Annotated in this window: 31 protein-coding genes; 2 read left to right on the top strand and 29 right to left on the bottom strand. The window is 68.5% G+C overall.

Annotation, left to right across the window (positions count from 1 at the left end):
- Window positions 1–151: 151 nt before the first annotated feature.
- From rplO to ABD140_RS25485, 26 genes are all read right to left on the bottom strand, one after another.
- Window positions 152–598 (bottom strand): 50S ribosomal protein L15, encoded by a 447-nt coding sequence (rplO, locus tag ABD140_RS25610; protein WP_344243523.1) that lies wholly within the window; start codon window positions 596–598, stop codon window positions 152–154.
- On the bottom strand, window positions 595–780 hold the full coding sequence (rpmD, locus tag ABD140_RS25605) for a 50S ribosomal protein L30 (protein WP_106402408.1): 186 nt from the start codon (window positions 778–780) through the stop codon (window positions 595–597). Before rpmD ends, rplO begins: the two co-directional genes overlap by 4 nt.
- Window positions 777–1,415 carry a 30S ribosomal protein S5 gene (rpsE, locus tag ABD140_RS25600; RefSeq protein WP_344243522.1) on the bottom strand — a complete coding sequence of 213 codons (639 nt, stop codon included), beginning with the start codon at window positions 1,413–1,415 and terminating at the stop codon, window positions 777–779. The genes rpmD and rpsE overlap by 4 nt, the downstream gene beginning before the upstream one ends.
- 34 nt (window positions 1,416–1,449) lie before the next feature.
- The gene (gene rplR / locus ABD140_RS25595; protein ID WP_106402406.1) at window positions 1,450–1,836 is read right to left on the bottom strand and encodes a 50S ribosomal protein L18; all 387 of its coding nucleotides are present in this window, start codon (window positions 1,834–1,836) and stop codon (window positions 1,450–1,452) included.
- Between the two features lie 2 nt (window positions 1,837–1,838).
- Window positions 1,839–2,375, bottom strand: coding sequence for a 50S ribosomal protein L6 (gene rplF / locus ABD140_RS25590; protein ID WP_344243521.1), 537 nt, complete (start codon window positions 2,373–2,375; stop codon window positions 1,839–1,841).
- Window positions 2,376–2,392: 17 nt separating this feature from the next.
- A complete protein-coding gene (gene rpsH / locus ABD140_RS25585) occupies window positions 2,393–2,791 on the bottom strand; it encodes a 30S ribosomal protein S8 (RefSeq protein WP_106402404.1) in 399 nt (132 codons plus the stop codon).
- Window positions 2,792–2,987: 196 nt separating this feature from the next.
- A complete protein-coding gene (locus tag ABD140_RS25580; protein ID WP_106402403.1) occupies window positions 2,988–3,173 on the bottom strand; it encodes a type Z 30S ribosomal protein S14 in 186 nt (61 codons plus the stop codon).
- Window positions 3,174–3,175: 2 nt separating this feature from the next.
- Window positions 3,176–3,745, bottom strand: coding sequence for a 50S ribosomal protein L5 (rplE, locus tag ABD140_RS25575; RefSeq protein ID WP_344243520.1), 570 nt, complete (start codon window positions 3,743–3,745; stop codon window positions 3,176–3,178).
- Between the two features lies 1 nt (window position 3,746).
- A complete protein-coding gene (rplX, locus tag ABD140_RS25570) occupies window positions 3,747–4,049 on the bottom strand; it encodes a 50S ribosomal protein L24 (protein ID WP_344243519.1) in 303 nt (100 codons plus the stop codon).
- Window positions 4,049–4,417, bottom strand: coding sequence for a 50S ribosomal protein L14 (gene rplN, locus ABD140_RS25565; RefSeq protein ID WP_106402400.1), 369 nt, complete (start codon window positions 4,415–4,417; stop codon window positions 4,049–4,051). Before rplN ends, rplX begins: the two co-directional genes overlap by 1 nt.
- 137 nt (window positions 4,418–4,554) lie before the next feature.
- The gene (gene rpsQ, locus ABD140_RS25560; RefSeq protein ID WP_344243518.1) at window positions 4,555–4,833 is read right to left on the bottom strand and encodes a 30S ribosomal protein S17; all 279 of its coding nucleotides are present in this window, start codon (window positions 4,831–4,833) and stop codon (window positions 4,555–4,557) included.
- Window positions 4,830–5,060 carry a 50S ribosomal protein L29 gene (gene rpmC / locus ABD140_RS25555; protein WP_344243517.1) on the bottom strand — a complete coding sequence of 77 codons (231 nt, stop codon included), beginning with the start codon at window positions 5,058–5,060 and terminating at the stop codon, window positions 4,830–4,832. The genes rpsQ and rpmC overlap by 4 nt, the downstream gene beginning before the upstream one ends.
- Window positions 5,060–5,476 carry a 50S ribosomal protein L16 gene (rplP, locus tag ABD140_RS25550; protein WP_106402397.1) on the bottom strand — a complete coding sequence of 139 codons (417 nt, stop codon included), beginning with the start codon at window positions 5,474–5,476 and terminating at the stop codon, window positions 5,060–5,062. Before rplP ends, rpmC begins: the two co-directional genes overlap by 1 nt.
- Before the next feature lie 5 nt (window positions 5,477–5,481).
- Window positions 5,482–6,318 carry a 30S ribosomal protein S3 gene (gene rpsC / locus ABD140_RS25545; protein ID WP_344243516.1) on the bottom strand — a complete coding sequence of 279 codons (837 nt, stop codon included), beginning with the start codon at window positions 6,316–6,318 and terminating at the stop codon, window positions 5,482–5,484.
- Window positions 6,318–6,689: a 50S ribosomal protein L22 gene (gene rplV, locus ABD140_RS25540; protein WP_344243515.1), complete on the bottom strand. Its 372-nt coding sequence runs from the start codon at window positions 6,687–6,689 to the stop codon at window positions 6,318–6,320. Before rplV ends, rpsC begins: the two co-directional genes overlap by 1 nt.
- A 28-nt stretch (window positions 6,690–6,717) precedes the next feature.
- Entirely contained in the window at window positions 6,718–6,999 is a 282-nt protein-coding gene (gene rpsS / locus ABD140_RS25535) for a 30S ribosomal protein S19 (RefSeq protein ID WP_344243514.1), read from the bottom strand.
- 8 nt (window positions 7,000–7,007) lie between these two features.
- Complete coding sequence (gene rplB / locus ABD140_RS25530; protein WP_123669985.1) at window positions 7,008–7,841, bottom strand: 50S ribosomal protein L2; 834 nt, start codon at window positions 7,839–7,841, stop codon at window positions 7,008–7,010.
- Window positions 7,842–7,879: 38 nt separating this feature from the next.
- Window positions 7,880–8,179, bottom strand: coding sequence for a 50S ribosomal protein L23 (gene rplW, locus ABD140_RS25525; RefSeq protein ID WP_344243513.1), 300 nt, complete (start codon window positions 8,177–8,179; stop codon window positions 7,880–7,882).
- On the bottom strand, window positions 8,176–8,781 hold the full coding sequence (gene rplD, locus ABD140_RS25520; RefSeq protein ID WP_344243512.1) for a 50S ribosomal protein L4: 606 nt from the start codon (window positions 8,779–8,781) through the stop codon (window positions 8,176–8,178). Before rplD ends, rplW begins: the two co-directional genes overlap by 4 nt.
- On the bottom strand, window positions 8,778–9,434 hold the full coding sequence (rplC, locus tag ABD140_RS25515; RefSeq protein ID WP_344243511.1) for a 50S ribosomal protein L3: 657 nt from the start codon (window positions 9,432–9,434) through the stop codon (window positions 8,778–8,780). The genes rplD and rplC overlap by 4 nt, the downstream gene beginning before the upstream one ends.
- A 13-nt stretch (window positions 9,435–9,447) precedes the next feature.
- A complete protein-coding gene (rpsJ, locus tag ABD140_RS25510) occupies window positions 9,448–9,756 on the bottom strand; it encodes a 30S ribosomal protein S10 (protein ID WP_012854632.1) in 309 nt (102 codons plus the stop codon).
- Window positions 9,757–9,968: 212 nt separating this feature from the next.
- On the bottom strand, window positions 9,969–11,162 hold the full coding sequence (tuf, locus tag ABD140_RS25505; protein WP_344243510.1) for an elongation factor Tu: 1,194 nt from the start codon (window positions 11,160–11,162) through the stop codon (window positions 9,969–9,971).
- A gap of 87 nt (window positions 11,163–11,249) precedes the next feature.
- Window positions 11,250–13,361 (bottom strand): elongation factor G, encoded by a 2,112-nt coding sequence (gene fusA / locus ABD140_RS25500; protein ID WP_344243509.1) that lies wholly within the window; start codon window positions 13,359–13,361, stop codon window positions 11,250–11,252.
- Between the two features lie 41 nt (window positions 13,362–13,402).
- Entirely contained in the window at window positions 13,403–13,873 is a 471-nt protein-coding gene (gene rpsG, locus ABD140_RS25495; protein ID WP_106402387.1) for a 30S ribosomal protein S7, read from the bottom strand.
- Entirely contained in the window at window positions 13,873–14,247 is a 375-nt protein-coding gene (rpsL, locus tag ABD140_RS25490) for a 30S ribosomal protein S12 (protein ID WP_019632621.1), read from the bottom strand. The genes rpsG and rpsL overlap by 1 nt, the downstream gene beginning before the upstream one ends.
- 610 nt (window positions 14,248–14,857) lie before the next feature.
- A complete protein-coding gene (locus ABD140_RS25485; protein WP_344243508.1) occupies window positions 14,858–16,663 on the bottom strand; it encodes a hypothetical protein in 1,806 nt (601 codons plus the stop codon).
- Window positions 16,664–16,845: 182 nt separating this feature from the next.
- On the opposite strand from ABD140_RS25485, the gene ABD140_RS25480 reads away from it, so the two are divergent.
- On the top strand, window positions 16,846–17,211 hold the full coding sequence (locus ABD140_RS25480) for a DsrE family protein (protein ID WP_344243507.1): 366 nt from the start codon (window positions 16,846–16,848) through the stop codon (window positions 17,209–17,211).
- 38 nt (window positions 17,212–17,249) lie between these two features.
- Here ABD140_RS25480 and ABD140_RS25475 read toward each other — a convergent pair whose 3' ends face one another.
- From ABD140_RS25475 to ABD140_RS25465, 3 genes are all read right to left on the bottom strand, one after another.
- Window positions 17,250–17,513, bottom strand: coding sequence for a hypothetical protein (locus tag ABD140_RS25475; protein WP_344243506.1), 264 nt, complete (start codon window positions 17,511–17,513; stop codon window positions 17,250–17,252).
- 194 nt (window positions 17,514–17,707) lie between these two features.
- Window positions 17,708–18,421 carry a type 1 glutamine amidotransferase gene (locus ABD140_RS25470; RefSeq protein ID WP_344243504.1) on the bottom strand — a complete coding sequence of 238 codons (714 nt, stop codon included), beginning with the start codon at window positions 18,419–18,421 and terminating at the stop codon, window positions 17,708–17,710.
- The gene (locus ABD140_RS25465; RefSeq protein ID WP_344243503.1) at window positions 18,411–19,643 is read right to left on the bottom strand and encodes a Mur ligase family protein; all 1,233 of its coding nucleotides are present in this window, start codon (window positions 19,641–19,643) and stop codon (window positions 18,411–18,413) included. Before ABD140_RS25465 ends, ABD140_RS25470 begins: the two co-directional genes overlap by 11 nt.
- A gap of 273 nt (window positions 19,644–19,916) precedes the next feature.
- On the opposite strand from ABD140_RS25465, the gene ABD140_RS25460 reads away from it, so the two are divergent.
- Window positions 19,917–20,135: hypothetical protein (locus ABD140_RS25460; protein WP_344243502.1), on the top strand; the 219-nt coding region annotated here is incomplete at its 3' end.

Raw genomic sequence — 20,135 nt, 5'->3', positions numbered from 1 at the left:
ATTCCTCCTGCGCGTGTGTACCTGGTCAGACAGCATGGGAACCCAAGCCTAGGATGACGCGGCTCACAGTCAGAGCCCGTCGAATGCTAACAGCAGACGAAGCCGGGGCCGACCCTCCAACGTTGGACGGCCGGCCCCGGTTCCGCATGAATCAGACCTGCTCGACGGACCCGCCGGCAGCGATGATCTTCTCCTGGGCCGATCCGGAGAAGGCGTTGACCTTCACCTGGACCGCCACGGAGATCTCACCGGTGCCGAGGATCTTCACCGGACGGCCGGAGCGCACCGCGCCCTTGGCCGCCAGGTCCTCGGCGGTGACCTCGCCACCGGAGGGGTAGAGCTCGGCCAGCTTGTCCAGGTTGACCACCTGGAACTCGACCCGGTTCGGGTTCTTGAAGCCCTTGAGCTTCGGCACCCGGCGGATCAGCGGCATCTGGCCGCCCTCGAAGCCGACCGGCACGGTGTTGCGGGCCTTGGTGCCCTTCGTACCGCGACCGGCGGTCTTGCCCTTGGACGCCTCGCCGCGGCCCTTGCGGACCTTGCGCTTGTTGGCGCCCGGAGCCGGCTTGAGGTCGTGGACCTTCAGAGCCTCGCTCATGACTGGACCTCCTCCACCTTCACCAGGTGGGCAACGGTGCGGATCAGGCCGACGACCTCGGGCTTGTCCTCGCGAACGACGCTCTGGCCGATCTTCTTGAGGCCCAGGGTCCGCAGCGAGTCCCGCTGGTTCTGCTTCTCGCTGATCACAGACTTGATCTGCGTGATCTTGAGCTGGGTCATGACGTCACCTCGGCCTTCGCGGCCTCCAGGCCGGCGGCGCGGGCCCGCAGCAGGGCGGCGGGAGCGACGTCCTCCAGAGGCAGACCGCGCTTGGCGGCGATCTCCTCCGGACGCTTCAGCTGCTTGAGCGCCGTCACCGTCGCGTGGACGATGTTGATGGCGTTCGAGGAGCCGAGCGACTTGGACAGGACGTCCTGGATGCCGGCGGCCTCCAGGACGGCGCGCACCGGACCGCCGGCGATGACACCGGTACCGGGGCTCGCCGGCTTGAGCAGCACGACGCCCGCGGCGGCCTCGCCCTGGACCCGGTGGGGGATGGTGCCCTGGATCCTGGGGACCTTGAAGAAGTTCTTCTTGGCCTCTTCGACGCCCTTGGCGATCGCGGCCGGGACTTCCTTCGCCTTGCCGTAGCCGACGCCGACGGTGCCGTTGCCGTCACCGACGATCACGAGGGCGGTGAAGCTGAAGCGACGACCACCCTTCACGACCTTGGCGACGCGGTTGATCGCGACGACGCGCTCGATGTACGACGTGCCCTTGTCGGCGCCACCGCGGCGGTCGTCACGGCGTCCGTCACGACGGCCGTCACGACGCTCGCCGCCCTGGCCGCCTCCGCGACTGGGAGCAGCTGCCATTAGTGGTTCCTCTTCTCAGACGTGATCGTGGAGGTCACAGCGCGAGACCCCCCTCGCGTGCCCCGTCCGCGACGGCGGCGACGCGGCCGTGGTACTTGTTGCCGGCGCGGTCGAAGACGACCGCCTCGACACCCACGGCCTTGGCGCGCTCGGCGACGAGCTTGCCGACCTCATGCGACTTGGCGGTCTTGTCGCCCTCGGCGGCGCGCAGCGCGGCCTCCATGGTCGAGGCGGACGCGACGGTCTTGCCGACCGTGTCGTCCACGACCTGGACGAAGACGTGCTTGGTCGAACGGGTCACGATGAGCCGCGGGCGCGTAGCCGTGCCGACGACCTTCTTGCGGACCCGAAGGTGACGACGCTTGCGGGAGGAGGCCCGCTTGCTCGTTCCCTTCCGGAACAGGCCCTTGGTGCCAGCCATGACTACTTACCAGCCTTTCCGACCTTGCGGCGGATGTGCTCGCCCTGGTAGCGCACACCCTTGCCCTTGTACGGGTCGGGCTTGCGCAGCTTGCGAATGTTCGCCGCGACCTCGCCGACCTTCTGCTTGTCGATGCCCTCGACCTTGAACAGGGTCGGCTTCTCGACCGTGAAGGTGATGCCGTCGGGCGCCTTCACCAGGATCGGGTGGCTGTAGCCCAGCGAGAACTCCAGGTCCTTGCCCTTGGCCACGACGCGGTAGCCGACGCCCTGGATCTCGAGGGTCTTGACATAGCCCTGGGTGACACCCTCGACCATGTTGGAGATGAGCGTCCGGGTCAGGCCGTGCAGACCGCGGACGGTGTTGATGTCGTTGGGACGGGTGACCGTGATCACGCCGTTCTCCAGCTCGGCCCTGATCGGCTCGGCGATCGTGAGGTCGAGCGTGCCCTTCGAACCCTTGACCGTGACCTGCTGGCCATCGATCTTGACCTCGACTCCGCTGGGAACGGAGATGGGCAGACGTCCAATGCGAGACATGTCTGTTCCTCCTTCCGTTACCAGACGTAGGCGAGGACTTCGCCGCCCACGCCGCGCTTGCCGGCCTGCTTGTCGGTCATCAGACCGGAGGACGTCGAGATGATCGCGACGCCCAGTCCGCCCAGGACCTTCGGCAGGTTGTCCTTCTTCGCGTAGACCCGGAGACCGGGCTTGGAAACGCGCTTGATGCCCGCGATGGAGCGCTCGCGGGTCGGCCCGAACTTCAGGTCGATCACGAGCTTCTTGCCCACTTCGGCATCCTCGACGTGCCACCCCGAGATGTAGCCCTCCTGCTGGAGGATCTCGGAGATGTGCGCCTTGATCTTCGAGTACGGCATCCCCACGGTGTCGTGGTAAGCCGAGTTCGCGTTACGCAGACGCGTGAGCATGTCTGCGATCGGGTCGGTCATCGTCATGGCCTGCTGGCCCTTCCTCACTGCGGTTTCCAGCTGCCCCGGCGCACCCTGCACGGGTACCGGGACCCTACGGACCTTCAGCGTGGTCATGGGCGCCCTCTCAGGAACAGGCGCCCGGTCTTGTTGTACGTACGGTACGCGATCCGCACCGCGACCGCCGAATCGGCGGTCGCCGTGCGTGATCAGCGCGTTCTGGCTACCAGCTCGACTTGGTGATGCCGGGCAGCTCGCCCCGGTGCGCCATCTCCCGGAAGCAGACACGGCACAGGCCGAACTTGCGGTAGACGGAGTGCGGGCGGCCGCAGCGGGAGCAGCGGGTGTAGCCGCGCACCTTGAACTTCGGCTTGCGAGCAGCCTTGGCGATCAGAGCGGTCTTCGCCATTCTCAGGCCTCCTTGAACGGGAAGCCGAGGAGCTTCAGCAGCGCCCGGCCCTCATCGTCGTTCGTCGCGGTCGTCACGATGGTGATGTCCATGCCGCGCTGGCGGTCGACCTTGTCGACGTCCACCTCGTGGAACATGACCTGCTCGGTCAGACCGAAGGTGTAGTTGCCGTTGCCGTCGAACTGCTTGGGCGACAGACCGCGGAAGTCGCGGATGCGGGGCAGCGCCAGGGACAGCAGCCGGTCCAGGAACTCCCACATGCGGTCGCCGCGCAGCGTGACGTGCGCGCCGATCGGCATGCCCTCGCGCAGCTTGAACTGCGCGATGGACTTCTTGGCCCGCGCCACGGCCGGCTTCTGGCCGGTGATGGCGGTGAGGTCCTTGACGGCGCCTTCGATCAGCTTGGCGTCGCGGGCGGCCTCGCCCACACCCATGTTCACCACGATCTTGGTCAGGCCGGGGATCTGCATGACGTTCGCGTAACCGAACTGCTCCTGCATGGCCTGCTTGATCTCTTCGCGGTACCGCAGCTTGAGCCGCGGCTGCGGGATCTCGACGGAAGTCTCGGTCATGTCAGATCTCCTTGCCGGTGCGACGCGAGATCCGGACCTTCTTGCCGTCTTCGTCGATGCGGTAGCCCACGCGAGCCGGCTTGCCGTCCTCGACCAGCGCGACGTTGCTCACGTGCAGCGGCGCCTCGACGGTGACGATCCCGCCGCCCTTGCCCTGGGCGTCCACCTTGGTGTTCTTCTTGATGAGGTTGGCGCCCTCGACCGTCACGCGCTCGCGCTTGAGGTCGACGGCGATGACCTTGCCGGTCGCGCCCTTGGACTTGCCGGCGATGACGACGACCTCGTCGCCCTTCCTGATCTTCATCACAGCACCTCCGGCGCGAGCGAGACGATGCGCATGAACTTCTTGTCACGCAGCTCGCGGCCGACCGGGCCGAAGATGCGGGTGCCGCGCGGGTCCCCGCCGTCCTTGATGAGTACGGCCGCGTTCTCGTCGAAACGAATGTAGGAGCCGTCGGGACGACGGACTTCCTTACGCGTGCGGACGACGACGGCCTTGACCACGTCGCCCTTCTTCACACCGGCCGCGGGAAGGGCGTCCTTCACCGTGGCGACGATGATGTCGCCGATGCCCGCATAGCGCCGACCAGAGCCACCGAGAACACGGATGCAAAGGATCTCCTTCGCACCGGTGTTGTCGGCGACCTTGAGTCGCGACTCCTGCTGGATCACTTCTAACTCCTGTGGGTTCTCACCGGTTCTCCACCCAGCGGTGGAGCCTGGTGGATTAGCCCCCGGGCGCCAGGCCCGGGGGGGAGTGCGGGGGGAAGAGAGCTCCCCCCGCGGTCTCCAGTTTCATGTGGCCGGTTTTACTTGGCCTTCTCGAGGACCTCGATGACGCGCCAGCGCTTGGTGGCCGACAGCGGACGGGTCTCCATCAGGCGGACCCGGTCGCCGACGCCGCACGCGTTGGCCTCGTCGTGAGCCTTGTACTTGGTCGTACGGCGGATGATCTTGCCGTACAGCCGGTGCTTGACGCGGTCCTCGACGGCGACGACGACGGTCTTGTCCATCTTGTCGCTGACGACCAGGCCCTCACGGACCTTCCGGTTGCCCCGCACCTCGGTGCTCTCGGTGCTCTCGCTCACTTCTCGGCCTCCTCGGCAACGGTGACGATGCCGAGCTCGCGCTCCCGCATCACGGTGTAGATGCGGGCGATCTCACGCTTGACCGTCCGCAGCCGCCCGTGGTTCTCCAGCTGACCGGTAGCCGCCTGGAACCGGAGGTTGAACAGCTCCTCCTTGAATTCCTTCAGCTTGGTCACCAGCTCGTCCTCGGGCTGGGTGCGCAGGTCGTCGACGGTGTTGCTCGCCATTACTCGCCCACCTCCCTCTTCACGATCCGGCACTTCATGGGCAGCTTGTGGATGGCGCGGGTCAGCGCCTCACGAGCGATCTCTTCGTTCGGGTAGGACAGCTCGAACATCACCCGGCCGGGCTTGACGTTGGCGATCCACCACTCGGGCGAACCCTTGCCGGAACCCATGCGGGTCTCGGCGGGCTTCTTGGTCAGCGGCCGGTCCGGGAAGATGTTGATCCAGACCTTGCCACCACGCTTGATGTGACGGGTCATCGCGATACGGGCGGACTCGATCTGCCGGTTGGTCACGTAGTGACCCTCGACAGCCTGGATGCCGTACTCGCCGAAGGTCACCTTCGTACCGCCCTTGGCCATTCCACGGCGCTTCGGGTGGTGCTGCTTACGGTGCTTGACCCTGCGAGGGATCAGCATGGAATTCAGCTCCCCTCAGGCGCCTGAGTCGCCTCGGGGGCGGCCGGCGCGGTGTTCTCTGCGTTCTGCTGACGGGGGGCGCGCTCGCCGCCACCGCGGCGGGCGCCGCCGCGGTTGGGACGGTCGCCCCGGCCGCGGCGCTCACCGCGGCCGCGGTCGCCGCCACCGCCGGCACCGGCGCGCTGGGCGGCGGCCAGCTGCTCGCGCTCGGCGCGGGTCGGCGCGGCGTCGCCCTTGTAGATCCAGACCTTCACGCCGATGCGGCCGAAGGTGGTCCGGGCCTCGTAGAAGCCGTAGTCGATGTCCGCACGCAGGGTGTGCAGCGGAACCTGGCCCTCACGGTAGAACTCCGAGCGGGACATCTCGGCGCCGCCCAGACGACCGGAGCACTGGACCTTGATGCCCTTGGCGCCGGACTTCATCGTGGACTGGATCGCCTTGCGCATGGCGCGGCGGAACGCGACACGGCTGGACAGCTGCTCGGCCACGCCCTGGGCGACCAGCTGCGCGTCCATCTCGGGGTTCTTGACCTCGAGGATGTTCAGCTGGACCTGCTTGCCCGTCAGCTTCTCCAGGTCTCCCCGGATGCGGTCGGCCTCCGCGCCGCGGCGGCCGATGACGATGCCCGGCCGGGCGGTGTGGATGTCCACGCGCACGCGGTCACGGGTGCGCTCGATCTCCACCTTGGAGATGCCGGCCCGGTCCATGCCCTTGGTGAGCATGCGCCGGATCGCGACGTCTTCCTTGATGTAGTCCTTGTAGAGCTTGTCGGCGTACCAACGGCTCTTGAAGTCGGTCGTGATGCCCAGGCGGAACCCGTGCGGGTTGATCTTCTGCCCCACTACCGGGCCCTCCTTGTCTTCTTGACCGGCGCCCCGTCCTCGACGGATTCGAGGACCACGGTGATGTGGCTGGTGCGCTTGTTGATGCGGTACGCGCGACCCTGCGCACGCGGACGGAACCGCTTGAGGGTCGGGCCCTCGTCAACCCAGGTGCGGGCCACGACGAGCGTGTCCTGCGCCAGGTTGAAGTTGTGGGTGGCGTTGGCGACGGCGCTGTTGAGCACCTTGCCGACCGGCTCGCTGGCTGCCTGGGGGGCGAAGCGCAGCACAGCCTGAGCCTCCGCGGCCGGCAGGCCACGGATGAGGTCCACCACACGGCGGGCCTTCCTGGGCGTGACGCGGACGAACCGCGCCTGGGCCCTGGCTTCCATGACTGTTCCTCTCATCTGTTTGCTGCGCTCAGCCTCGGCGGCTGCGGCGGTCTTCCTTGACGTGGCTGCGGAACGTGCGGGTGAGCGCGAACTCGCCCAGCTTGTGCCCGACCATCGCCTCGCTGACGAACACCGGGACGTGCTTGCGGCCGTCGTGCACGGCGATCGTGTGACCGATCATCTCCGGCACGATCATGGAGCGCCGCGACCACGTCTTGATGACGTTGTGGGTCCCCTTCTCGTTCTGGGCTTCCACCTTTTTCATCAGGTGGTCGTCCACGAAGGGGCCCTTCTTCAGGCTACGTGGCATGACGACTCCTACCGCTTCTTGTTGCTGCGACGACGGACGATCAGCTTGTCGCTGGGCTTGCCGGGCTTACGGGTCCGGCCTTCCTTCTGGCCCCACGGGCTGACCGGGTGGCGTCCACCGGAGGTCTTGCCCTCACCACCACCGTGCGGGTGGTCGATCGGGTTCATGGCCACACCGCGCACGGTCGGGCGCTTGCCCTTCCAGCGCATACGGCCGGCCTTGCCCCAGTTGATGTTGGACTGCTCGGCGTTGCCGACCTCGCCCACCGTCGCGCGGCAACGGACGTCGACCTTGCGCATCTCGCCGGACGGCATGCGCAGGGTGGCGTACATGCCCTCCTTGGCCAGCAGCTGCGCGCCGGAGCCGGCGGAGCGGGCCAGCTTGGCGCCGCCGCCCGGACGCAGCTCGATCGCGTGCACGACCGTACCGGCCGGGATGTTGCGCAGCGGGAGGCAGTTGCCGGGCTTGATGTCGGCGCCGGCGCCGTTCTCCACCGCGTCACCCTGACGCAGGCCCTGCGGGGCGAGGATGTAGCGCTTCTCGCCGTCCGCGTAGTGCAGCAGCGCGATGCGGGCGGTGCGGTTGGGGTCGTACTCGATGTGAGCGACCTTCGCCGGGATGCCGTCCTTGTCGTGCCGACGGAAGTCGATCACGCGGTAGGCGCGCTTGTGCCCGCCACCCTGGTGCCGGGTGGTGATGCGGCCGTGGTTGTTACGGCCGCCCTTCTTGGGGAGCGGTCGCAGCAGCGACTTCTCCGGCTCGGAACGCGTGATCTCGACGAAGTCGGCCACGCTGGAGCCGCGACGACCCGGAGTCGTCGGCTTGTACTTACGGATGCCCATCTTTTTCGTTCATCCCATCCAGTTCGGAACCCCGGCCCTTAGGCCTGGGGGCCGAAAATGTCGATCCGCTCGCCCTCCGCCAGGCTGACGATCGCGCGCTTGGTGTCCTTGCGCTTGCCGTAGCCGTAGCGGGTCCGCTTGCGCTTGCCCTGCCGGTTGATGGTGTTCACCCCGATGACCTTCACACCGAAGATCTGCTCCACCGCCTGGCGGATCTGGACCTTGTCGGCGTCGGGGTCGACCAGGAACGTGTACTTGCCCTCGTCCAGCAGCCCGTAGGACTTCTCCGAGACGACCGGCGCGAGAAGGATGTCCCGAGGGTCGTAGATCTTGCTCACTTCGCGCTCCCCTTGGCGTGTGCGAGGAACTCCTCGTAGCCCTTCTCGGTGAACACGATGTCGTCATTGACCATGACGTCGTAGGTGTTCAGCTGGTCGGCGACGATGACGTGCACGCTCGGCTCGTTGCGCAGCGACTTCCAGGTGAGGTCGTCCTCGCGGTCCAGGACCACCAGGACGCGCACGGCCTGGGTGACCTCGCGCAGTGCCTTCACCGCGGCGCGGGTCTTGGGGGTCTCCCCCTCGACCAGGGCGCCGACGACGTGGACCTGGCCGACGCGGGCGCGGTCGCTGAGCGCGCCGCGCAGCGCGGCCGCCTTCATCTTCTTGGGCGTCTTCTGGGTGTAGTCGCGCGGCTGCGGGCCGTGGACGATGCCACCGCCGGCGAACTGCGGCGCGCGGGTCGAGCCCTGGCGGGCACGGCCGGTGCCCTTCTGCCGGTAGGGCTTCTTGCCGCCGCCGCGGACCTCGCCGCGCGTCTTGGTCTTGTGGGTGCCCTGGCGGGCGGCCGCCAGCTGGGCCACCACGACCTGGTGGATCAGCGGGATGTTGACCTTGGCCTCGAAGATCTCGGGAGCCAGTTCGACGTTGGCCTTCGTCATGACTGGGCCTCCATCTTCTTCACAGCGTTACGGACCAGCACCAGGCCGCCGTTGGGGCCGGGGACCGCACCCTTGATGAGGATGAGGTTCTTCTCGGCGTCCACGGAGTGCACGGTGAGGTTCTGGATGGTCTTGCGCGCGGAGCCCATGCGGCCGGCCATGCGCAGGCCCTTGAAGACGCGACCGGGAGTCGCGCAGCCGCCGATGGAGCCCGGCGAACGATGCTTGCGCTGGACGCCGTGTCCGGCGCCCAGGCCGGCGAAGCCGTGGCGCTTCATGACGCCGGCGAAGCCCTTGCCCTTGCTGGTGCCGGTGACGTCGATCTTCTGCCCGGCCTCGAAGGTCGAGGCGAGGACCTCCTGGCCGAGGGTGTACTCGGCGGCATCGTCGGTGCGCAGCTCGACGAGGTAGCGGCGCGGCGTGACGCCGGCCTTCTCGAAGTGCCCTGCCAGCGGCTTGTTGACCTTACGCGGGTCGATCTGCCCGAAGCCGAGCTGCACGGCGCTGTAGCCGTCGGTCTCGGTCGAGCGGACCTGCGTGACGACGTTCGGTCCGGCGAGGACGACGGTCACCGGAACGATCCGGCCCTCATCGTCGTAGACCTGGGTCATCCCGAGCTTCTCGCCCAGGACGCCCTTCCTGTTGGTGCTCATGGTGTTGTGATCCTCAGAGCTTGATCTCGATGTCCACACCCGCGGGGAGGTCGAGCCGCATGAGCGAGTCGACCGTCTTGGGGGTGGGGTCGATGATGTCGATCAGCCGCTTGTGCGTGCGCATCTCGAAGTGCTCGCGGCTGTCCTTGTACTTGTGCGGCGAGCGGATGACGCAGTACACGTTCTTCTCGGTCGGCAGCGGTACCGGGCCGGCGACCTTGGCGCCCGTCCGCGTCACCGTCTCAACGATCTTCTTCGCCGAGCTGTCAATGACCTCGTGGTCGTAGGCCTTGAGCCGGATGCGGATCTTCTGTCCCGCCATGGTGCCCTCGGTATCCTTTGCTGCTCAAGCGGGGAGTGTGGACTCCCCGCTTATTACCTCCCGCTCTCGCGAGAGGCGGGCTGACGTGTCAAAGCGAGTGCTCTCGCACTCGCGCGTGCCCCTGACGAGGGGCAAGGTTCAATCATATGCAACCGCGGGGGTACCTTCCGCCGGAACGGGGCACTCCCCCGCGGTCACATAGGTGGTGCTGCCTACTTGAGGATCTTGGTGACGCGACCCGCGCCGACCGTCCGGCCACCCTCACGGATGGCGAACTTCAGGCCCTCTTCCATGGCGATGGGCTGGATGAGCTCGACGCGCATCTCGGTGTTGTCGCCCGGCATGACCATCTCGGTGCCCTCGGGGAGGTTCACCACACCGGTCACGTCCGTGGTGCGGAAGTAGAACTGCGGGCGGTAGTTGTTGAAGAACGGGGTGTGGCGGCCGCCCTCGTCCTTGCCCAGGATGTAGACCTGGGCCTCGAACTCGGTGTGCGGGGTGTTGGTGCCCGGCTTGATGACACACTGGCCGCGCTCGACGTCCTCGCGCTTGATGCCGCGCAGCAGGAGGCCGACGTTGTCGCCCGCCTGGCCCTGGTCGAGGAGCTTGCGGAACATCTCCACACCGGTGACGGTGGTGGAGGTGCTCTTCTCCTTGATGCCGATGATGTCGACGACCTCGTTGACGTTGACGACACCGCGCTCGATGCGGCCGGTGACGACGGTGCCACGACCGGTGATCGAGAAGACGTCCTCGATCGGCATCAGGAACGGCTTGTCGGTGTCACGCTCGGGCTGCGGGACGTTCTCGTCCACGGCCTTCATGAGCTCGAGGATCGAGCCGACCCACTTCTCGTCGCCCTGCAGCGCCTGGTAGGCGGAGATCCGCACGACCGGCAGGTCGTCGCCGGGGAACTCCTGGTCGCTGAGCAGCTCGCGGACCTCGAGCTCGACGAGCTCCAGGATCTCCTCGTCGTCCACCATGTCGCACTTGTTCAGGGCGACGACGATGTAGGGCACGCCGACCTGGCGGGCGAGCAGCACGTGCTCGCGGGTCTGCGGCATCGGGCCGTCGGTGGCGGCCACGACCAGGATCGCGCCGTCCATCTGGGCGGCACCGGTGATCATGTTCTTGACGTAGTCCGCGTGACCCGGGCAGTCGACGTGCGCGTAGTGCCGGGACTCGGTCTGGTACTCGACGTGCGCGATCGAGATGGTGATACCGCGCTCGCGCTCCTCGGGAGCCTTGTCGATGTCCTCGAACGGCGTGAACGGGTTGACGTCCGGGTAGGCGTCGTGCAGCACCTTGGTGATCGCCGCGGTAAGGGTGGTCTTACCGTGGTCGATGTGACCGATGGTGCCGATGTTTACGTGCGGCTTCGTCCGCTCGAACTTGGCCTTCGCCACGAGGTTCTCCTCAGTGATTCTGACTGGTCCATCCCCCACTGGCGTGGGGTGCAGGTCTGTCTGGCTTGGTGGTGCCCGGGCCTGGGGTTATTCGCCCTTGGCCTTGGCGATGATCTCCTGCGCGACGTTCGAGGGAACCTCGGCGTAGGAGTCGAACTGCATGCTGAAAACAGCCCGGCCCTGGGTCTTGCTGCGCAGGTCACCCACGTAGCCGAACATCTCCGAGAGCGGTACGAGCGCTCGGACGATACGGGCGCCGTGCGACTCGTCCATCGCCTGGATCTGGCCGCGGCGGCTGTTGAGGTCGCCGATCACGTCGCCCATGTTGTCCTCGGGCGTGGTGACCTCGACCGACATGACCGGCTCGAGCAGCGCGGGGGTCGCCCGGCGGGCGGCCTCCTTGAACGCCATCGAACCGGCGACCTTGAACGCCATCTCCGAAGAGTCCACGTCGTGGTAGGCGCCGTCGAGCAGGGTCACCTTCACGCCCACCATCGGGTAGCCGGCGAGGACGCCGAACTCGGCGGCCTCCTGGCAGCCGGCGTCCACCGACGGGATGTACTCCCGGGGGATGCGGCCACCGGTGACCTTGTTCTCGAACTCGTAGCCGTCGCTGCCGCCGCCGATCGGCTCCAGGTTGATGATCACTCGACCGAACTGGCCCGAGCCACCCGTCTGCTTCTTGTGGGTGTACTCGACCTTCTCGACCTTCTTGGTGATCGTCTCGCGGTAGGCGACCTGGGGCCGGCCGATGTTGGCGTCGACCTTGAACTCGCGCTTCATCCGGTCGACGAGGATCTCCAGGTGGAGCTCGCCCATGCCGGAGATGACGGTCTGGCCGGTCTCCTCGTCGGTGTGGACGCGGAAGGACGGGTCCTCCTCGGCCAGCCGCTGGATCGCGGTGCCCAGCTTCTGCTGGTCGGCCTTGGTCTTCGGCTCGATCGCCACGTCGATGACCGGGTTCGGGAAGCTCATCGACTCCAGGACCACGGGGTTCTTGTCGTCGCAGAGCGTCTCGCCGGTGGTGGTCTGCTTGAGACCCATGACGGCGACGATGTCGCCGGCGCCCACGCGGTCGATCTCCTCACGCTTGTTGGCGTGCATGCGGTAGATCTTGCCGATGCGCTCCTTCTTGTCCCGAACGGAGTTCAGGACCGAGGAGCCGGACTCCAGCACGCCGGAGTAGACGCGCACGAAGGTCAGCTTGCCCAGGTGCGGGTCGGACATGATCTTGAAGGCCAGGCCGGAGAAGGGCTCGTCCTCGCTCGGCTTGCGCGGGATGACGGTGTCCTCGTCACCCATCTTGTGGCCCTCGATCGCCTCGATGTCCAGCGGCGACGGCAGGTACCGGATGATGGAGTCCAGCAGCGGCTGCACACCCTTGTTCTTGAAGGCGGTGCCGCAGAACACGGGGGTCAGCTTGGCGGCCAGGGTCGCCCGGCGGATACCGGCCATGAGCTGCTCCGCGGAGGGCTCCTCGCCCTCCAGGTACAGCTCCATGAGCTCGTCGTCGTTCTCCGAGAGCGTCTCGATCAGCTGGGCGCGCGCGACCTCGGCCTCGTCCGCCATGTCGGCGGGGATGTCGACCTCGTTGTACATCTCGCCCAGCTTGGCCTCGGCGTTCCAGACCAGGGCCTTCATCTTGATCAGGTCGACGACGCCCAGGAAGTCCGCCTCGGCGCCGATCGGCAGCTGCATGACCAGCGGAATCGCGTTGAGGCGGTTCACGATCATGTCCACGCAGCGGTGGAAGTCGGCGCCGGTGCGGTCCAGCTTGTTGACGAAGCAGATGCGCGGAACGCCGTAGCGGTCGGCCTGACGCCACACGGTCTCGGACTGCGGCTCGACACCGGCCACACCGTCGAAGACGGTCACGGCGCCGTCCAGGACGCGCAGCGAGCGCTCCACCTCGACGGTGAAGTCGACGTGGCCCGGGGTGTCGATGATGTTGATGGTGTGCTCGACGTCCTCGACCGGCCACTTGCAGGTCACCGCGGCGGAGGTGATGGTGATGCCGCGCTCCTGCTCCTGCTCCATCCAGTCGGTGGTCGCAGCGCCGTCGTGGACCTCGCCGATCTTGTAGCTCATGCCCGTGTAGTACAGGATGCGCTCGGTCGTCGTGGTCTTGCCGGCATCGATGTGGGCCATGATCCCGATGTTGCGGACCTTGGAGAGGTCCACACCGGTCTTAGCAGCCATGGTGCTCGCGTCCTTGCTCTCGTGGATTCAGCCGGCCGCCGCTACCAGCGGTAGTGGGCGAAGGCCTTGTTGGAGTCGGCCATCTTGTGGGTGTCCTCGCGCTTCTTGACCGAGGCGCCGAGGCCGTTCGAGGCGTCCAGCAGCTCGTTCATCAGGCGCTCGGTCATGGTCTTCTCGCGGCGGGCGCGGGAGTAGGTGACCAGCCAGCGCAGCGCCAGGGTGGTGCTGCGGGCCGGGCGGACCTCGACCGGGACCTGGTAGGTGGCGCCACCGACACGGCGGGACTTGACCTCGATGGTCGGCTTGACGTTGTCGAGAGCGCGCTTGAGCGTGACGACCGGGTCGTTGCCGGTCTTCTCGCGGCAGCCTTCGAGCGCGTTGTAGACGATCCGCTCGGCGATGGAGCGCTTGCCGTCCAGCAGGATCTTGTTGACCAGGCTGGTGACCAGCGGGGAGTTGTACACCGGGTCAGCGACCAGTACGCGCTTGCCCGCAGGGCCCTTACGCGGCATTAGCTCTTCTCCTTCTTCGCGCCGTAGCGGCTGCGCGCCTGCTTGCGGTTGCGGACGCCCTGGGTGTCCAGCGAACCGCGGATGATCTTGTAGCGAACACCCGGCAGGTCCTTAACACGACCGCCGCGCACGAGCACGATGGAGTGCTCCTGCAGGTTGTGTCCGACACCGGGAATGTAGGCGGTGACCTCGATGCCACTGGTCAGGCGGACACGGGCGACCTTGCGCAGAGCCGAGTTCGGCTTCTTGGGCGTCGTCGTGTAAACACGCGTGCACACTCCGCGGCGCTGGGGGCTCCCCTTCAGCGCGGGTGTCTTGTTCTTGGTCACCTTGTCCTGCCGGCCCTTACGGACCAACTGCTGGATTGTGGGCACCGCTTCTCCGTCTTCCTTCGTCGTACCGGGCCCGGCCTCCGCGACCGGGTGAGCATGGTCGGTCCACGCTCTGTTTTGTATGCGCGAGTCACACCCGGAATTTTTCGTCCGCGCATAACCCTGATCAGCCACGCTTGCACGTCTCTGACCTGCAGGTTTGCTTGCCTCACCGACCCCCGTGGTCGGGCGTGTCGCGCCGTCCGTGACCCGTCCGGCTCCACAGCGGGAGCCCACCGAGCCGGGGGAGTGATCTACGCCGCTCCCCGGCCGCCTCCGGGCCGCCTGAGGAGAGCACGCATGTGAGCCCACGCAGCGCGGGCACGAAGGAAGAGAGTACCCAACGCCCCACCCGAGGTCAAAGCGAATAGGCATTACCGGTTGGCATGCCTCTCGCGCAACCTTGGCGGCACGGGTCCGGCGGCTTCGGGACGGCTCCCCCGCTGCTCACACGCGGGGCGCTACGAAATGAAGAACGCGGGTCTTTGAGATGAAAGTTCCCGTCTGTCCGGGAAAAGAGAAGGGACCCGTATGTCATGGAGATCATACGGGTCCCCCGCGCTCTCGCCGGCGACGGGCTCCGCGCCGGGCGTGTCGGCCGGTGCCGGGCGGCTCAGATGAAGAAGGCCGCCACTATCACGATGACCGCCACCAGCGCGACCAGGCCGAGCCAGATCCACACCTTGTTGGAGCCGCCCTCCTCGGCCGCGTCGAGCGGCTGCGGCTGCTGCGACGGCTGGCCGTACTGGTCGGGCTGGCCGTAGGCCTGCTGCTGGCCGTAGGGCTGGTCCTGCCCGTACTGCTGCTCCTGGCCGTACTGCTGCTCCTGGGGCTGGCCGTAGGCCTGTTGGCCGTACTGCTGCTCCTGGGACTGCCCGTAAGAGGCCTGCTGCTGGCCGTAGGGCTGCTGCGACGGCTGGCCGTACTGGTCGGGCTGGCCGTAGGCCTGCTGCTGCCCCTGCTGGCCGTACGGGGCCTGCTGGCCGTACTGCTCCTGCGCCTGCTGGCCGTACTGCTGCTCCTGCGGCTGCCCGTAGGACTGCTGCGGCTGCCCGTACTGCTGCTGCTCCTGGCCGTACTGCTGCTCCTGGGCCTGGCCGTACGGGGACCGCTCCTGGCCGTAGGAGTCCTGGCCGAACTGGCCGGGGGTGAACGCCTGGGTGGCGTCCTCGTCCTGCTGCCGGGGCTGCTGCGGCTGGGACTGCTGCTGGGGTGCCTGCTGCCAGTCGCGGGCGCTGAAGTCCAGCCGGGTCTCGCCGCCCGCCTGCGCGGGCGGAGCGCTCTGCGCGGGCGCCTCGGGCTCGGCGGGCCTGCCGGTCACCAGCGGGATGTCGGGGCGGACAGGCTGCTGCACGAAGACCGTCGGCGCCGCCTCCTCCACCTGAGGGGGGCGCTGCTGGGACTCGGGCGCGCGGTGCCGTCCGAGCTCGGGCCGGGGCACGGGCGCCGTCCCCCACGGGTCCTCGCTCCCCGCGGACTCCTTCACCGTCTCGTACGGGGACGCGACGGGCTGCTCCGACTGCGCGGGCGGCTGGAACGGCTGCTGCGGCGGCGGGAAGGCCGCGGGCTCCTGGACCGGCGCGAACCCGCCGGTGCCCTCGGAGCGGAGCGGAGCGAACCCCCCGGTGTCACCGGAGCGGTAGGGCGCGGGCGGCTGGTCGGCCGGAGGCTGGAACGCCGACGGCTGCTCCGGGGCCTGGTACGCCGGAGGCTGCTCCGCCTGCGGCTGGAACACCGGAGGCTGGTCGGCCGGAGGCTGGAACGCCGACGGCTCCGCGGGAGGCTGGAACGCCGACGGCTGCTCCGGAGCGTGGTACGCCGGAGGCTGCTCCGCCTGCGGCTGGTACGCCGGAGGCTGGTCGGCGGGAGGCTGGAAGGGCGAGGGCTGCTCGGCCTGGGGCTGGAAGGCGGGCGGCTGGTACGCCGGAGGCTGGTCGGCCGGAGGCTGGAACGCCGACGGCTCCGCGGGCGGCTGGTACGCCGGAGGCTGGTCGGCCGGGGGCTGGAACGCCGAGGGCTGGGCAGGCTGCACGGGAGCGAAGGCTCCGGGCTGCGGAGCGGGCGGGGCGAAGGCACCCGGCTGCTCGGCGGGGGGCTGCTGGTAGCCGGCCGGGGGCGCGAAGGGCTGCTGCTCCGCGGGCGGCTGGTAGGCGGGCTGCTGGGGCTGCTGCCGGCCCTGGGGCGCCTGCGGGGGCTGCCAGGCCGGCTGCTCCGGCGGCTGCGCGGGGGGCACGGGCGGCGCGGGCTCGGCGGGCGGCTGCGCCGGGGGGCGGGGGGCGCGGAGCTGAGGCGCTCCGAAGACCACCGTCCGCTCACCCGCGGGGCGGATGGGCGGATCGTCCTGCTCGGGGACGGCGGGCTGTTCTGCCGACGCCGGCTCTTCGGGCGACGGCCACTGCGGACCGTTCTGCTCGGTCATCGGTAGGCTCCTTAACAGCACCGAGTCGTGGTGTTCTCACTGCGTCGCGCCTATATCACGCGACCAGTCACAGACTGCCTTCTGCGTCTGCATACGGCAAATCATTCATGGTGAGATCAAGGAAATTTCCCCATGGAACGGGCAAGGGAAGACACCGAAAACCCCGGAAGTAGGCTGCCGCCATGACACGTTCTTTGGTGATCAAAGTAACAGCGGGTGCGGAGGCCCCCGAGCGCACCAATCAGGCGCTCACCGTCGCCGCGGCCGCGGCCGCGGCCGGGGTCGCCGTCTCGGTGTGGCTGACCGGCGAGTCCGCCTGGTTCGCGGTGCCGGGGAAGGCCGAGGAGTTCCCCGTCCTCCCCCACGCGACACCGGTCTCGGACCTGCTCCAGGTCGTCCTGTCCGGCGGCCGGGTCACCCTCTGCACGCAGTGCGCGGCACGCCGCGGCCTCACCGAGGCGGACCTCATCGAGGGCATCCGCATCGCGGGCGCCCCCTCCTTCGTCGAGGAGGTCACCCGCGAGGGCGCCCAGGCCCTCGTCTACTGACGGTCCCGGCGGAGCGCCGCCCGGCCGGTCCGCCCGGCCTACCCGGGCTCCGACCGGGGGGCGCGGCGCTCCACGTGCACCGCGGCCTGCTCGGCGGGCTGGTCCTCCGGGGGCCGGTCGCCGGTGCGGGTCTCCTGCTCCACCCAGCGGCTGATGCCGATCTCCCCCTCGTCCTCGACGTCGAAGTCCATGTCCCTGGGCGGGTCCGCCTCGGAGGAGCGCACCAGTTCGTCCTCGAACTCCTGCTCGTCGTCGCCCATCTGCGGATCGTGATCCGGAATGCGCTCGTGCCTGTCGGGCATGTGCAGTCCTCCCCCGTGTGCTGGACCGTTCATGGGATCAACGGCCGGATGGTTCTCTTATCTGCCCGGCTTGATGAAGAACATTCCGAATCCTGGGGAAACGACGGACCGCGGAAACGGCGAGAGCCGCACGGAGACCTCCGTGCGGCTCTCGCACTTCCGCATTCCGCCCGCCGGCGGAGGGCGGGTTCGCCTCAGCCCGGCAGGACCGCCCGCAGGCGCTCCTCGCGGAGCCGGCCCGACCAGGTGTCGTCCACCGGCTCCAGCTGCCGCCCGGCCGCCCAGCCGAGCAGCAGGTCGGCGAGCGCGGGATTGCGGACCAGGGCGGGGCCGTGCATGTAGGTGCCCATGACCTTGCCGCTGTAGGCGCCCTCGTAGCCGTCGCCGTTGCCGGTGCCCACCGCGACCCTGGCCAGCGGCTTGACGCCCTCGCCCAGGAAGGTGACGCCCTGGTGGTTCTCGAACCCGGTGATCATCGGGACGCCCAGGGCGGGGTCGACCTCGCCGGCCAGCTCGCCCACGGCGCGGACCTCGCCGCGGCCGCTGCGGATGTTGAGCAGGCCCAGGCCCTGGACGGGCTGGCCCTCCTCGCCGCCGAACTCGTGGCCGAGCAGCTGGTAGCCGGCGCAGACGGCGAACACCGAGGCGCCGTACCCCACCGCCTTGTGCAGGCCGCCGTCGCCGTGCAGCCGCTGGGCCGCCAGGATCTGCGGGCGGTCCTCACCGCCGCCCAGCAGGTAGATGTCGCCGTCGACCGGCACCGGCTCGTCGGAGCGCACGTTGATCGTGCGGGTGGCGATGCCGCGGAGCTTGGCGCGGCGCTCCAGGACGATGCAGTTGCCGCGGTCGCCGTAGGTGCTGAGCAGGTCGGGGTAGACCCATACGATCTTGATGGCGTCAGAGGGCACGGCCGTACCTCGTTCGGATGGTCTGGAAGGCGGTGTAGTTGGCGATCACGTCCAGCTTGCCGGGCGGCACCGCCATGACCGCCTGCTCGATGTCGTCGACCACCCGGAAGTCGACCTCGGCCGCCTCCAGCCGCGCGGCGAGGTCGAGCCTGCGCTCGCCGGTGGCCCAGACCGGGCGACCCTTGAGCACGCGGTAGTCCACGTCCCACAGCCAGGAGGTGTCGCGCCCGTCGGGGCCCTGGGCGTTGATCGACAGTGCGACCGGGCCCGGGGCGGGCTCCAGCACGTCGAAGGCCTCCAGCCAGCCCGCGGGGTTCTTGGCCAGCAGCAGCCGGATGTCGCGGCCCTCGTGCTGGACGGTGGTGTAGCGGCCGGCCACCGAGGCGACCCGGCCCAGCAGCGGCAGCGCCTGCTCGGGCGCGATGCCGAACAGGGAGACCACGGCCAGCGACATCGCCCCGTTGGAGCGGTTGGCCCGGCCGGGCAGCTGCAGGTCCAGGTCGTAGGTGCGGCCGCCGGGGGCGGTCACCCGGTCGCCGTGCAGGATCCAGTCGGGCTTGGGGCGGGCGAAGGGGCACTGGCGGCAGGCCCAGTGGCTGGCCTCGCGGTCCAGCGGGCCGCCGCACTCGGGGCAGCACCAGGAGTCCTCGCGCCAGTGCTGGCCGACGGCGACCCAGGTGACCCGCTTGGCGGTGGAGGCGCCCCAGGTGACCAGCGGGTCGTCGCAGTTGGCCACGACGTGGGTGTCCACGCCCTCCAGCGCCTTGCGCCACTTGCCCGCCAGCTGCCAGATCTCGCCCGCGCGGTCCATCTGGTCGCGGCTGAGGTTCATCAGCAGGACGACGTTGGCGCCGGTCTCCCTCAGCACCAGGGGCACGTACTTCTCGTCGCACTCCAGCACGCCGTAGCGGGCGCCGGGCGCCGCGGCGAGCGCGCTGACGTGGCCGGTGGGCATGTTCGCGCCGAAGGCGTTGGTGGCGACCTCGCCGAGCCCGCTCATCGCGCTGGCGATCAGCCGGGTCGTCGTCGTCTTGCCGTTGGTGGCGCTCACCAGCACCAGCTTGCGGTCCGCGGAGAGCCTCGTCAGCAGCTCGGGGTCGAGCTTGAGCCCGATCTTCCCCCCGATCACCGACCCGTCGCCGCGTCCGGCCAGCCGCGACATCCGGGACGCCGTGCGGCCCAGCGCGACCGCCAGCTGCGACCGCAGCGGAAGATCACTCATGGAATCTCTTTCCCTAAAGCCTGACTGGACTCGACTCTAATGGGTGACCCGGTCATTACGGTGTTGATCTCGACCGAACCGCCACCGCACTACGTTCCGCTGCGCCACGCCTACAAAACGTATCAATGTGACGAACGCCGCATTATTCGGGGACGGCCCAGCTAGACAAGCACACCAAATGCCACTTGTACCGAGGAATCTTCCTTGCGCCCCTACTCAGCGCGCTGACAAGGCAGAATCTCCGGAGAACTTTGCGAGAAGGGGTTAAGTGCCATGCAGTGTCCGTCCTGCGCCGCGCCGGCGTCCGAGGGGCAATCGCACTGCGCCCGTTGCCACACCTCCCTCTCCGCGCTCGCCGGCGCGTACGCCGCGCCCACGAGCAGCACCGAGAAGACGATCATGTTCGACCGGGCGCCGTGGCCGCAGGCCGAGGAGCCGGCGGGCGCGTGGTCCCCCGCGGGCGCCGCGCCCGAGGCGCCCGGAGCGCCGGCG

The sequence above is a fragment of the Actinocorallia libanotica genome, assembly GCF_039525175.1.
Taxonomy (GTDB): Bacteria; Actinomycetota; Actinomycetes; order Streptosporangiales; family Streptosporangiaceae; genus Actinocorallia; species Actinocorallia libanotica.
The sequence above is the reverse complement of the archived record's forward strand: the minus strand, read 5'-3'. Positions and strand labels throughout refer to the sequence as shown.